Origin of the sequence: Brevundimonas sp. NPDC007368 (assembly GCF_042869015.1) — a bacterium.
GTDB lineage: Bacteria > Pseudomonadota > Alphaproteobacteria > Caulobacterales > Caulobacteraceae > Brevundimonas.
In genome coordinates, this window is record NZ_JBIAFA010000005.1 from 37,950 (window position 1) to 50,076 (window position 12,127).

Annotated in this window: 11 protein-coding genes; 7 read left to right on the forward strand and 4 right to left on the reverse strand. The window is 65.5% G+C overall.

Going from position 1 to position 12,127, the window contains the following annotated elements:
* The first annotated feature begins 444 nt into the window (after window positions 1-444).
* The 7 genes from ACFYLW_RS11595 (at window position 445) to ACFYLW_RS11625 (ending at window position 6,984) form a co-directional block, all read left to right on the forward strand.
* Window positions 445-1,167: a hypothetical protein gene (locus ACFYLW_RS11595; protein WP_390183033.1), complete on the forward strand. Its 723-nt coding sequence runs from the start codon at window positions 445-447 to the stop codon at window positions 1,165-1,167.
* Between the two features lie 154 nt (window positions 1,168-1,321).
* Window positions 1,322-1,519: a hypothetical protein gene (locus ACFYLW_RS11600; protein ID WP_390183034.1), complete on the forward strand. Its 198-nt coding sequence runs from the start codon at window positions 1,322-1,324 to the stop codon at window positions 1,517-1,519.
* Between the two features lie 192 nt (window positions 1,520-1,711).
* Entirely contained in the window at window positions 1,712-2,236 is a 525-nt protein-coding gene (locus tag ACFYLW_RS11605; protein ID WP_390183035.1) for a hypothetical protein, read from the forward strand.
* Window positions 2,237-2,245: 9 nt separating this feature from the next.
* Window positions 2,246-3,781 carry a hypothetical protein gene (locus ACFYLW_RS11610; RefSeq protein WP_390183036.1) on the forward strand — a complete coding sequence of 512 codons (1,536 nt, stop codon included), beginning with the start codon at window positions 2,246-2,248 and terminating at the stop codon, window positions 3,779-3,781.
* On the forward strand, window positions 3,781-5,808 hold the full coding sequence (locus tag ACFYLW_RS11615) for a hypothetical protein (protein ID WP_390183037.1): 2,028 nt from the start codon (window positions 3,781-3,783) through the stop codon (window positions 5,806-5,808). The genes ACFYLW_RS11610 and ACFYLW_RS11615 overlap by 1 nt, the downstream gene beginning before the upstream one ends.
* A gap of 24 nt (window positions 5,809-5,832) precedes the next feature.
* Complete coding sequence (locus ACFYLW_RS11620; RefSeq protein WP_390183038.1) at window positions 5,833-6,510, forward strand: hypothetical protein; 678 nt, start codon at window positions 5,833-5,835, stop codon at window positions 6,508-6,510.
* A 168-nt stretch (window positions 6,511-6,678) separates the two neighbouring features.
* On the forward strand, window positions 6,679-6,984 hold the full coding sequence (locus ACFYLW_RS11625; protein ID WP_390183039.1) for an excalibur calcium-binding domain-containing protein: 306 nt from the start codon (window positions 6,679-6,681) through the stop codon (window positions 6,982-6,984).
* Between the two features lie 24 nt (window positions 6,985-7,008).
* Here the strand turns inward: ACFYLW_RS11625 and ACFYLW_RS11630 are convergent, their stop codons facing one another.
* From ACFYLW_RS11630 to ACFYLW_RS11645, 4 genes are all read right to left on the reverse strand, one after another.
* Window positions 7,009-7,932, reverse strand: a complete 924-nt coding sequence (locus tag ACFYLW_RS11630) for a 3'-5' exonuclease (protein ID WP_390183040.1) — start codon at window positions 7,930-7,932, stop codon at window positions 7,009-7,011.
* A gap of 333 nt (window positions 7,933-8,265) precedes the next feature.
* The gene (locus ACFYLW_RS11635; RefSeq protein WP_390183041.1) at window positions 8,266-9,159 is read right to left on the reverse strand and encodes a plasmid partitioning protein RepB C-terminal domain-containing protein; all 894 of its coding nucleotides are present in this window, start codon (window positions 9,157-9,159) and stop codon (window positions 8,266-8,268) included.
* The gene (locus tag ACFYLW_RS11640; protein WP_390183042.1) at window positions 9,160-10,038 is read right to left on the reverse strand and encodes a plasmid partitioning protein RepB C-terminal domain-containing protein; all 879 of its coding nucleotides are present in this window, start codon (window positions 10,036-10,038) and stop codon (window positions 9,160-9,162) included.
* On the reverse strand, window positions 10,035-11,597 hold the full coding sequence (locus tag ACFYLW_RS11645) for a recombinase family protein (protein ID WP_390183043.1): 1,563 nt from the start codon (window positions 11,595-11,597) through the stop codon (window positions 10,035-10,037). Before ACFYLW_RS11645 ends, ACFYLW_RS11640 begins: the two co-directional genes overlap by 4 nt.
* Window positions 11,598-12,127: the final 530 nt, after the last annotated feature.

Sequence of the window (12,127 nt, forward strand, 5' to 3'; positions counted from 1 at the left end):
ATTGAAACTCTGCCGCCCTGATTGTCTGCTTCGGATGCGAGACAGCGTATGGTCCATCGACAGTTCCAGTTGTGAAATTCCAGCCTCTCTACGCGCCCGATCTTGGCTCGATTGTCAGGGCCCGTAATAATAACCCGATCACCCACCTGGATGTCGGCGCGCAGACAGTTAACCGGATACTCTTTCTCTGACCGGTCCAGCACAACGAAAGCGTTAATGTAGGTCAACTAGTACCTTCTCGGATCGGCTTACGAATTACTCGCAAATGTTATTCAAGATGCCCCGGCCAACGCAAGGGTCGCCATCTCTTGAAAACCGCCTGGAGATGAACTGGGCGCGTCTTAGATATTCTGTGACGATCTCCGCGACGCGCCCCGCTCACGATCCGGCGTGGACGCCGACTGATCGACAGGTCATCCTAGCGTCGCCATTCCGAGGGGGACCATGCGCAAGCCGACCCAAGCCCAGACCGACATCGTCGTCGCCGAGACGGAAGCGACGACGCCCTCAACCCGCGACGCCTTGCGCCGCGCCGCCGCCGTCGCCTCAAACGCCGCCTCGGCCGCCGCGCGCGCCGGCGGCGATCTGGCGGCCTCCGCCGCCGCCAAGGCCGGCGCAGCCTCCGCCGCCCTATCGACCCAGGCGGTCGCCCAGGTCGGCGCCGCCGCCCACGCGGCGGCCAAAGGCGCACGTACGACGGCGGACGGCGCGGCGGCCCTCTCCGGCCGCGCCGCTGAAACCGTGCGCCAAGCGGCCGTCTTGGTCGGCGATCTGAACGGCGACGGCCAGGTCGACCAAGAGGACTTCCGTCTGGCGCGCCACGCCGCCGGCAAAGCCGCCGCTGCGCTCGGCGCGGAAGCCGGGGCGATGGGCCAGACCATTCTACGCCATGAGATGACCAAGGACGCCGCCGCCGGCGCGGCCCTCGGCGCCGTTATCGCCGTGCCGATCCCCTTCGTCGGCCCCGGCCTGGGCGCCGCCGTCGGCGCCGCCTTCGCCGTCACCCGCGGCGTCTTGGGCAGCCCCGCGTCCGAGACCCTGGCCGGCCATGTGGTGTCGACCACGGTCGACGCCGCCGCCTCGCTGGCGCGCGGACGTCCTCCAGCGGCTCCGCCCGCCAAACGTCCCCGGACGAAACGCCGGAGCCCGACGGAGGGCGAACTCTAAGGAACGTCGATTTTTAGGGCTCGCACCGCGCCGCCTGGCGTGGCTAAATCCTCCGGCACGGCCCGAGGTCTTGCCGGGCGGTTCGGTCACAGCGCCTCGCGCCCCCCTTGTCAGGCCCGCGTCCGAGCCGCCCCATTTTTAGGGAGGGACGGGGATGAACGGCTACACCTTCTATGCGCTGCCCTTGTCGCCCAACGCGCATCTGTTTCACCCCGCGACGCTGCCCTCTGATGAAGTCGCCGTCGCCTATGCCGTCGCCGCGTTGAAAGCCTGCCCTGTGGCGCGCGAGGTGGCCGTCTGGAAGGACTGGACCTTCATCGCCCGCGTCAACAAGGACCGCGCGCCTGCTTAAAAGACGCCCCGCCGAAGAACCGTCCCTGCCTCGCCAGGCCCCTTGCGCGTCGCCGCTTACGCGCTCTGAAAGCGTGGACAAGTTTTAAAGAACATTGCTCTTCACGATAACGCCAAGCTAAGACCTTAAAGCGAAGCTTCCGTCGCGGTCGCGCTAAGATCGGCCCAATTTCAAAAGGATCTTGAGCAGTCCATGGCGTTTCGTCCCTCTCTTCCGGCGCTCCTTTGTTTAGCGGCGCTGGCGTCTTCCGGCCTTGCGGCCTGCAACAAGCCCGAGACGCCGCCCGCCGCTGAAGCGGCTGAGGCCAGCGCCGACGCCCGGCTCGGCGCCGTCAACGACAGCTTGGCCCGCATGAACTACGGCGAAGCCGCTCGTCTGGCGGCCGAGGCCCAAAGCCACTTCCCAGGCGATCACCGCCTGCACGCCGCCGCCGCTCGCGCCCAGGCGCGCCTGGGCGATGCTGAAGCCGCCGCCGCCGCCCTAACGCGCGCAGTCGCCGCCGGCCTGCCCAACCCCGCCGAGGTGTTGGCGGAGCCGGCCTTCGACGCCGTGCGCGATCACAAGGCCTTCACCGCCTATCGCTCGCCTCTCGCCGCCAAGGCGGGCGCGTCCGTCGCTCCGACAAGCCGCATCCGCGCCGGCGACGTCGAGATCATCGAAAGCGCCGACGGCGACGTCATCCGCGCCGGCGACCTCGTTCTCGACACCCGTCCCTAAGAGCATCCCATGACCTTCATGTCTTCCTGCGCCGCCGCCCTGGCTCTGGCGGCGATCAGTTCCGTCGCCTTCGCCCAATCGGCCAATGTCGTGTCCGGCAGCGGCTCTGCGCCCGTCACCCGGGACGTCAATGCCGTTCGCGCCCAGGCCGAAGCCCTGGCCAAGGCCGATCTGGTGCGCGCCTTCGCCCGCCAGGTCCTCGGCGCCGAACGCATGGGCGAACTGACGCCGGAGATGGTCGACCAACTGGCCGTCCAGATCCGCAACGACATGATCGTCGACCGCTCGTCCGAACGGGTCGGAAACGCCTTCAACGTCACCTTGTCGGCCAGCATCGACCGCCAATGGTTCCAAAGCGCCCTCGACGATCTGGGCCTCGCCTCGTCCTCGCGTCGCGGCGGCGGTCAGCAGCAACGCATCGTGGTCATGATCGACGAGGCCATCGGCGTGGCGCCGGACTTCAGCCAACCGGCCGAGATCGTCACCGAATACGACCGCGACAGCGGCTCGTCCTTCAGCGACAAGTCGGCCGTCGCCTACAGCAACCGCGAACGCTCGGGCACCTCCTCCTCCTCGGCCTCGGGCCAATCCTCGCAAGGCCGCTACGCCGGCGCCGCCAGCGGAGCGCGCGGTTCGGTCGCGGTCAGCGGTTCGGGCGGCAGTTCCAGCGCCCAGCGTTCGCGCTCGTCGTCAGCTTCGTCCAGCGACACCTCCTTTATCGATCGCACCAATATCGAAGCCAGCACCCACGACGACGTGCGCTTCCGTCAGCGCATCACCTTCCAGTCCGCCGCCAACAGCGCCACCGGCCGCGCCGCCGTCTCAGCCCTGACCGAAGGCTTGGTCAACTACGACATCGGCACCGCCAGCGTCACGCCGCTGATGGCGGCTTTCCAGCCGGGTCCGACGCCGCTGTTCAGCGAGCTGCAAGCCAGCGGCAAGCTGAGTTCGTTCTTCCAGTACGCCCAGAGCCAGTCGGCGCCCTTCTTCATGTCGGGCGCCCTGGAGATCAATCACGGCGGCCGCCACCCCGCGACCGGCGAGGTGGAATGCACCGGCGCCTTCAACGCCGACGCCTACAGCACCGCCACCGGTCAGAACGTCGGCTCCGCCTTCCGTGAGGCGACCGGCGTCGGCCGCAACAGCTCTGACTGCGAAAACCGTCTGACCTCGGTTCTGGCCAGCCAAGTCGCTGCCGCCCTCGGTCCGCAGATTCAACGCGAATGGCGCAATGTCAGTCGCGCTCAAACCTCGGCCGTCCAGTCCGCGTCGGCCCCCGCCGAATACACCCTGACGGTGCGCGGAAACGACCTGAACATGGGCGTTCAGGCCGATCTCTTGGACGCGCTCGGCGCCATTCAGGGCGTCGACCAGCACGCCTTCCTTGGGCAGGATGCGCGTCAGATCAACATCCACGTCAAATATTCGGGGTCCACGCCGTTGCACCTGGCGCTGTTCCAGCGCCTGCGCAGCAATCCGGCCTTCGCCGCCATGCAGTCGCAGACGGCGCCCCAACAGGTCATCCTCTGCCTGAACGGCTGCTGATGTCCCGCCTCGCCTCCCTGCTGCTGGCCGCCGCGATCGCTGCGCCGACGACCGCGTCAGCCGGCGACGACGGCCTTCGCCTTCACCCCATCCGCGGTCTCTTCGGTCCTGAAGATTCCGCTTGCGGAACCTCGGGGCGTTCCAACACCCTGATTGCCCTGGATCTCTGCGACAAGCTGGACCCGACCGAGCGTCGACAATACTGGGGCGAACGCTTCAGCGCCCTGGTCATTGACCGCTTCGGACAAGACAGGCTGTCGCCCGATCTGTCGGCGGCGCCGCCGTCAGGCATGACGCGCGAAACCTTGATGTCGCGCACCCTCGCGACCTCCTTGCATGTCTCCCGTGCTGATCTCTGGCACGTGCCCAAGGCCAGCGTGGTCGAGGTGCACATGCCCATCACCGTCACCCTGTTGATGACCAATGTGCTGACCGGCGAGGTCATGTTCGCCCACACGGTCTCGACCTATGTCCAGGGCGATATGGACCGCTCCGGCTATCAGGCCGAGGCCGCAGCCCAATTCGATCGTCACTTCGACGCCGCCCTCGTGGCCCTGGTGGATGGAGCCAAGGCCCGGTTCCAATCCGGCGCCGTGACAACCCAGGTCCGCAGCCGAAACGGCGATCTCTACGTCGTCGACGCCGGCCTGCAGAAAGGCCTGCGCCCTGGCGACCAGATCGGCGCCGACGCCCGGGTGGTCTTCGCCGACGCCCACTACGCCGTAGTCAAGCCGGCTCTCGACACGCTCAGCGTCGGGCAATCCCTGTCACGCTATGTGGCCCAACCCATCGACGCCCTGAGCCGGCCCTCCCTTCTGGTCGTGGTGGCCGACACCCCGTCCGACGTGCCGTCCGGCTACGCCGCCGTCATCATGGAGGAGGCCTTGTCCGCCGCGGGCGGCTTCGCCCTGGTTCAGATCAATCCCGCCGCTTCAGCCCTGCGCGCCCCGCTCCTGACGGCTGCCGGCGTTGAAAGCCGCCCGCCCGCCCTGCCCGACTACTTCCTACGTGTCACCGTCGCCCCGCTGGCGCCCGTCCAGGCGCCCACCAATGTGCGCGGCGTCGAGCGCCGGGTGCAGGACGCCCGGGTTTTCTTGGAGGTCATCGACCATGACGGCCGCGTGGTCTTCGCCGTCGAAGGCAAGGACCAGCAGGTCGATGAGATCGCCAACGGCATGGCCCCTTCGACCGACCAGCGCCGCGATGTGGCCGTGCGCAACGCCATGACGCTCGCCGCACGAGCCCTCAAGGCCGGCTTCACGCCGTCGCGCGTGCGACTTGCCGTCGCTTCGGCGGACGACGGCGAGGTTTCGATCACCGATCCGACCGGCGCGCTCGGCATGGGGCAGGACGCCCAGGTGGTGCGTTCTATCGGCCGAGTATCGGGCGTTCAGGGCGATGTCTGGGTGCCGGTCGCCGCCCTTGAAGTCACCGGCTTTGGCCAGGGCGTCGCCACGGCGCGCCAGTCCGGCGTCGAAATCGCCAGGGTGCGACGCGGCGACCAGGTGGCTCACGACACGGTCGGCTCCCTGTCAGCTTCGCGATTCCGCTACGCGCCTTGCGCGCCGGCGGTGGCTTTTCGCGGCGCGGAGCAGCCCCTGTTCCAGGCCCTCAGCTTCAACCGTTTCGCCGCAGGCTTCCCGGGCGCGGTTCAGGCTACTCGCTTCGGCGACGAAGCCGCGCCCCTGGGGCTCGCCTCCATCGCTCCGGACTATCGCGAGGTTAAGGCGCTGACGGCGCGCCCGGCCGATCTGTGTTTCGAAGCCGTCCACAATCTGGCTCACACTGGCCAGAAGCCCTCGGGTCGGACCTTCGTTCAGAACACCTATGATCTGACCGTCGGCTACGTGTTGAAACGCAACGATCAGAGAGTCGGCGCGCAAGGCCTGCAGCAAACGCTCACCGCCACCGCCGTCCCGTCGGGTGCGGACCCCGCCTATCAGGATCAGTCGCTCCAGATTGATCTGGCCGATTTCGCCTCGGATCTGGCGCTTCGCGCCGCCAAGGCCCTGAACCCCAACCCTTAAACCACCCTGCTATTGGAGCTTCTGATGAAGACCTCTTCCCTCTTGGCTGTCGCCTTGGCCGCTGTTCTGGCCACCTCCGGATATGCCTCCTCCGCCCACGCTCAACTGGGCGGCCTGCGCAAGCTCGCGCCCGGCGGCGGTCAACCCAACGTCACGGCCGGCGATCCCGACGCCTTCCTGAGCGAAACCCTCGAGACCACCAAGCTGGTCTGGAGCGCCGCGACGCTTCTGGCGCACGCCGTCGATGAAGACGGCAAGCAGGAAGAGGCCCGGGCGGAGCTTGCAGCCATCCAGGGCGCGTCGTCGCTCCGTGAATTGCAAGCCCACAAGGCCAGCTTCGAGGCCAATGTCGCGACCGTGAACGCCAAGGCGGCGGACACCGCCGCCCTACAGGCGAAGTACGACGCCGCCAGTGCGAACCAACGCACCCTGATGCTTAACGCCGCCTACAACTTCACTATCGGCATGATGCGCAACATCGAACTGGGCCAACAGGCGCCCAGCCTCATCAGCGGCCTGCAATCCAACCCCATGAAAGTCACCAAACTGGGCAGCCTGCGCGCCGCCGCCGGCCTGCTCGGCGATCAGATCCAGGCCACCCGCACCATGGTCGGACCCATGCGCACCCTGCTCAGCCGCGGCGGCGTCGAAGTCCCCGCCAACGCCACGGCGTCGAGCGCCAAGCCGATTACGGACTTCTAAAGCGCTTGGTTATGGGCGGGGAGATCGGACCTCCCCGCCGGTCTTCGCAGAGCGATCCCCAGCTCCAAGTCCGCGCTTCATAACGCAGCGAGAAAAGGCCTGCGTCTTTGCGCTCGCCGAGCCGCTGGCCCTGACTGTCGATCAACCCCTAATCGCCAAGGTGCGCCTATGCCGCCCCGCTTGCGACATTCTCGTCCGATCGCGCCCCCTGATCGCCGCAGGTGGCCGTTTGCTGCAACCGTCGCGCTCATCGCCCTGGCGGCCTTTGCAACGACGCTTTTCATCGTCTCGCCATCACCCCCTCGCGCAGCGCTAAGGGCCTACATCAAGACGCGCACGACCGATCAACATTACAGCGGATGCGACGCCGTTCGCGCCGCGGGTCGACAAGATATACCGTCCTGGGATCCGTCCTATCGTTCCTGGATGGACGGCGACGGCGACGGCCTTGCCTGCGAGCCGCTGCGACATTAGCGCGTCCACGACAGCTTTCGAAAACTAGCACCGGTCTGAAAACCGATCGTAGGCGTCAATCTTGACGGGATGGATATCGATGTCGCGCTGATAGATCTCGCGTCGGAGATAGTCGATTTCACGGTCCGCATCCGCGACATCCGCGTACCAGGCCCGGGGGGCCCCGCGCGTTCCATCGTCCCAGCGATAGCCGCGCGCTTTCAACGCGTCCTTGAGGTCGAAAGGCGCGCCCTCGGCGCGAATGCGCCATGTCGGACGACGCGCGGCCTCCAGCAAAACAGACAGCGCCGGCGCCCCGCTTATGGGCAAAGGCCGTGACAGCAGCTCGATCGCTGCGGCGCAGTCGTTCACTGCCCTGTGCTTATCGTAGAAGAAGCCCGCGCCGCTGGCCAAATAGGCGAGCTTCGTCCCCTCATGCCCCTGCGCCGCCCAATCGATCTGCGACATGGAACAGGCCCAGGGTTTGGTTTTGAAAACGTCGCTGAAGCGCTCGAGAAAACGGCGGTCGAAGGCGGCGTTATGGGCGGCGACAAAGGCTGCGGACGCGGCAAAAGCGGAAACCGCCCCTGGGTCAATCACATGCCCCGCCACCATGGAGTCGGTGATGCCCGTGATCGCCGTCACCTCGGGAGGAATCGGTTGGTCCGGCTGTCTGAAGCCTTGGAAACTCTCCCCCAGACCAAGAACGCGGCCATCCGGGCTGTAGAAGAAACGCGTCATGGCGAGTTCGATGATTTCGTCGTGACGCGGATCCAGGCCCGTTGTTTCCACATCAACAAATAATCCCAAGCGCAGTCCAACAGTCTCGGCGGGCGCCAAAGGCGCTCTCGCCTGCAACTTGCGCAGAATTCGATAGTCGCCGCTCGCCTCAAGCGCCGCCGCCATCCCCTCGAAATCCACCTCTACCCCTCTCGCTCCCCTCGACCTCGCCCCAATGATCACCCGCATTTATGGTTTTGAAAACCGCCCGCCGACTGCGCCCCTCTTGCATCGGAACGAGGTTGCGTGGCGACAGAGCCTGACGTCGGGTTTGTTCGCCCTTTCGGAGAGCCCGAGCCTTGCTCAGCGCCCAAACCCATCCGCTTCTCGGGGTAGGCGGCCGAAATGCGCCGCGCCGCTCGCATTTCGGCCGCCTCAGGATCGACCGATCTGATCGCGACCGGCCTAGCGGGCTCCGAACGGGTTCGCCGCCATCCCCGCCGCCATCCTTGATCCGTCCCGCACGACGGCTTCTCCGATGGTCCCGGCGCTTGAAGGGTCCCGGTCCCCTGATCCAGGCGCTCACGCCGCCGCCGACGGAGCCTCAAGCGAAACGGCGGCGATGACGCCCCGGAAGGTCTCCAACATCTCGAAATGCCCGGTCGCCAAGAACTGCTCGATGGGCCGCCGAGACAGCAGACGCTCCAGGAAGCCCGCTGCGATCACCAGCAACAAGGCGTCGTCGCCGTAAGAAATCTCCAGCTCCCTATAGTCGTGTGTCACCACCGCCAGCTCACGCACCAGTCGCTCTCTCTCGGCATGGTCGGCGCCGGCGGCCTTCTTCACCGCATCGGGTTTGACCAAGTCAGCAGGTCGGGTCGTCACTAGAAGGGCCTTGGCGTAATTGGCGCTGTAGTTGTTCGCCGACACCATCAGTTCCGCGACCTCCAGCTGGCGGATCGGCTTCATCTTCCGCAACTTCTGGAAGGCGTTGATCCCGACCGGCTTGTCCTTCAGCAGTTCGGCCACGTCGGCATGGATGCCGCTCAACAAATGTCGCCGTTGGCGGATGGCCGCCACATCGACATTCAGCGCCCGCGCCAGCTTTTGCATGGAGACGCCGCGCTCGATCGCGCGGACGATCATATAATGCTCTTGGATCGGAGCGAGACGATTGACCCGTTTGTTGTAGGTGAAGGCTTCATCGTCCGCAGCCACCACGCAGCGGGCTTCCGTTTCTCCCCTGGCCTGCAGCACGCTCAAGCGAACATGGCCGTCGAGCAGGGTGTAGAGGCCGTCGGCGCTCGCCTGAGCCACCACCAAGGGCTCCACCACGCCGACCTCCGCGACAGACGCGGCGATCCGTTTGTACTTCACCGATTCCATGACCGCTGCCGGCAAGATCTTGGATAGCAGGAGCTTGTCTAACGACAGCACGCGAACCTGAGGCTCAAAGGCGATCCGGACCGGCTCCATCTAGAAGCGCTCCTGTCCAATGCGCGCCGCCAAGGCGGTCGGGAGGGTGTTGAAGCCTTCCGCCCGCATCAGGGCGACGAACAGGTCGTTGGCCAGGAGGTGTTGAAGGGCGCTGACGACGAAGTCGAGACGCGACCGGGTCAGCCCCGCCCGCCGGACAAACGCGGTTTGCCGTTCCGTCTCACGCTTCAAGGCGCGGATCAGCGACTCTGGCGTAGCCGGCTTAGCAGAGCGAGCGCCGCGGCTGCGCGGGGTCATGCTCTTCCCACTAGTGTTACGTTGTTCGATGATCCGGCGGATCGCCAAAACCTGATTTCCAGGGATGGCCTTGTCTTCATAGGCCTGGGCGAGGGCCTGCTGGACATCGCCTTCTTTGGCTTGAGCGATCTCCATGGCGATGGTGTGCGGAATGACTCCCCGCTCCACCGCAGAGATCAGTTTTTCCTCTCCGTTCTCCAGCAGGAAACAGATGGCGTAGATATATTCGCGGCTGAAGCCGACCTTGACCGCGATCTCCCCATGGCTATAGCCGCGCTCGCGCAAAGCGCCGATGGCGCGCACCAATTCCAGCGGCGTGTGCTGTCGCCGAGCCAAGTTTTCGACCAGGCTCATGACGAAACAGTCGTCTTCGGCGGCGTCGATCACGACAGCGGGAATCGACTCTTGGCCAAGGGCCACGAAGGCCTCCAGCCTTCCTTGCCCGCAGACGAGATCATAGCGAGAGCGTCCAGGGCGCTGGCTGACCGTGATCGGCTTCTTCAAGCCCAACCGCTCGATGCTGGTCACGAGTTCTTGGAACACGCGCTTGTTGCGCGCCCGGGGATTGAGAACCGTGATGGCGTTCACTGGGATCATCAAGATATCGGGGACGTCACTCATGCTGCTCGCAGCTCCGTTCGACGCGTGAGATCGTAAAATCCGCTCAAGTCATCGAAACGAAAGGCGTCCAACCGCACGCCGTTTTCCGGCGACAACTTGAGGCTGGGATCAGCGCCGCCCTCGAGCCAGGGCAGAAGGTAATAGTCGCGGATCTCCGCATTCCCAGCCTCCATCCGAACGGCGATGGTGATGTCCGGTCGAAGCCCCTGATCTAGGCGGATTTTCCATCGCAGCGCCCCGGCGGCGGTTTCGCAACAACGGGCGAGCACGATAGAGGCGGTGAACTCGGCGTTGACGGTGATCAGGTCGGTGGCCTCGTCGCGCTCGGCCGTCCCTCCGGCCTGCGCAACTTCGGCGATCACTTGGGCCACGATACCCGGGTGGAGGCGGCGCAACGCGCGATTGGTTTCAATGTAGCGGAAATCCTTCGCCGGCGCGTAGCCGATCAGGGCGTAGGCGCGCACCAGACTGCCGAAGCGCTGACGAAAGGTCGAACTCGACGCCATGTCTTCGACTTCGTCGATCACCAACCCCGACAACCAGCCCTTCTGCTCCAGCAGCGCCGACAGCTGACCGAGCAGCTCCTCGTCGGAATACCGTCGACTGCGGTCCTGAATGATCCTCTGCGCCGCTTCAAAGAAGTCGGGCTCGACGATGCCGTCGAAAGCGCCGTCCTTGCGCACCCACATGTCGGGCGTATTCAAAACCCGTTTGGCCTTCAGCTTGAAGGAGCGTCGATTGTAGACGTTGTTGCCGATGTATTTTTCATTGGTCAGCACCTGGTGGACGGTCGATCGCGACCACGGCCGCCCGAGGTCGGTCATCACGCCTTCGGCGTTGAGCAAGGCGGCGATCTCGCTTTCCGAACGTCGCTGAAGGACGAACAGCCGATAGAGGCGCCGCACCACCTCCACCTCCTCCGGCGGTCCCGGCGTCAGGATCACGCGATCCGTTTGCAGACTCTTCTGCTCGCCGCGCGCCAGCTCCCCCTTGGGGCGGCAGAGTTCATCGACCAGCTGGCGGCGCAATCCAAACCCCGCTGGTCCGCCCTGACGGAAGCCAAGGGTGATCAACCGGCACTGGCCGGCGAACACCTTGGTCGACAGCTCGCGGCTATACTCCCCGGCCATCGCGCGCTTCATGCTCTTGATGATGGTCGCGCTAAGACTGCCGTCGTTCTCGAACTGCTCGGCGCAATAGTGCACCGCGATGCCGGCCTCGCGACAGATGAACTCGTAGTAGGCGCTCTCGTCGGCGTCCTGAAATCGACCCCACCGGCTGACGTCGTAGACGATGACGGCGTCGAAGCCGGCGACGCCGTCGCGCACGTCGGCGATCAAGCCTTGCAGCGCCGCGCGTCCGTCCAGCTTCAGGCCGCTCTTTCCGGCATCGGCATAGGTTTTGACGATCTCGAATCCGCGCCGTGCGGCGTAGGCCGCAATCGCCTCCGACTGATTCTCAGTGGAGTATTTTTGATGCTCGGTCGACATGCGCACGTATTCAGCCGCACGCACCAGCGCCTCGCCTTCACCTCCGCCGTGGTCGCTCGGTCGGTCCATCGCCCTGCCGGTCGTTCGCCGCCTTGGCGGCACGGTTGGACCGACACCGTAAGCGCCCTTCGGCGTGAAAGTCGTTTCAGAAATTGGACTGAAAACTTCAGTCCAAAACAGGAAAAACTTTTCACACGGAAGAGGCGTAGGATGGAGAGCTTCCCGCAGCAGATCGCCGCGGCCATGCGGCGAGAGTGGGGGGCGACGCCCTCGGCACGGAAAGAGGTCGGACGGATCACGCGCGCCAATGAACGCGCGGTCCGGAACTGGTTCGAGGGCCGAAACGGTCCTAGCGGAGAAAACCTCGTGTCCCTCATCCGCGCCTCGGACGCCGTCTTCGAAACCGTCTTGGCGCTCTCAGGACGAAGGTCTGCCTTATCGGGCGTTCACGTGCCGGCGCTGCGAGAACGTTTGAAGCTGCTCCTCGATCTGATCGACGAAGCTCCTTCTCGATAGATACCGACACCTCGGCGAATTTCTTTACCCGGAAGAAGCGGTCCCAAGGCGCGGCCTATGGGGACCCGACGCGCGCCTTCCAG

What these genes read in the sequence shown, in the direction of transcription:
- ACFYLW_RS11595 (WP_390183033.1), top strand. Translation starts at nt 445, where the DNA reads ATGCGCAAGCCGACCCAAGCCCAGACCGACATCGTCGTCGCCGAGACG.
- ACFYLW_RS11600 (WP_390183034.1), top strand. Translation starts at nt 1,322, where the DNA reads ATGAACGGCTACACCTTCTATGCGCTGCCCTTGTCGCCCAACGCGCAT.
- ACFYLW_RS11605 (WP_390183035.1), top strand. Translation starts at nt 1,712, where the DNA reads ATGGCGTTTCGTCCCTCTCTTCCGGCGCTCCTTTGTTTAGCGGCGCTG.
- ACFYLW_RS11610 (WP_390183036.1), top strand. Translation starts at nt 2,246, where the DNA reads ATGACCTTCATGTCTTCCTGCGCCGCCGCCCTGGCTCTGGCGGCGATC.
- ACFYLW_RS11615 (WP_390183037.1), top strand. Translation starts at nt 3,781, where the DNA reads ATGTCCCGCCTCGCCTCCCTGCTGCTGGCCGCCGCGATCGCTGCGCCG.
- ACFYLW_RS11620 (WP_390183038.1), top strand. Translation starts at nt 5,833, where the DNA reads ATGAAGACCTCTTCCCTCTTGGCTGTCGCCTTGGCCGCTGTTCTGGCC.
- ACFYLW_RS11625 (WP_390183039.1), top strand. Translation starts at nt 6,679, where the DNA reads ATGCCGCCCCGCTTGCGACATTCTCGTCCGATCGCGCCCCCTGATCGC.
- ACFYLW_RS11630 (WP_390183040.1), bottom strand. Translation starts at nt 7,932, where the DNA reads ATGCGGGTGATCATTGGGGCGAGGTCGAGGGGAGCGAGAGGGGTAGAG.
- ACFYLW_RS11635 (WP_390183041.1), bottom strand. Translation starts at nt 9,159, where the DNA reads ATGGAGCCGGTCCGGATCGCCTTTGAGCCTCAGGTTCGCGTGCTGTCG.
- ACFYLW_RS11640 (WP_390183042.1), bottom strand. Translation starts at nt 10,038, where the DNA reads ATGAGTGACGTCCCCGATATCTTGATGATCCCAGTGAACGCCATCACG.
- ACFYLW_RS11645 (WP_390183043.1), bottom strand. Translation starts at nt 11,597, where the DNA reads ATGGACCGACCGAGCGACCACGGCGGAGGTGAAGGCGAGGCGCTGGTG.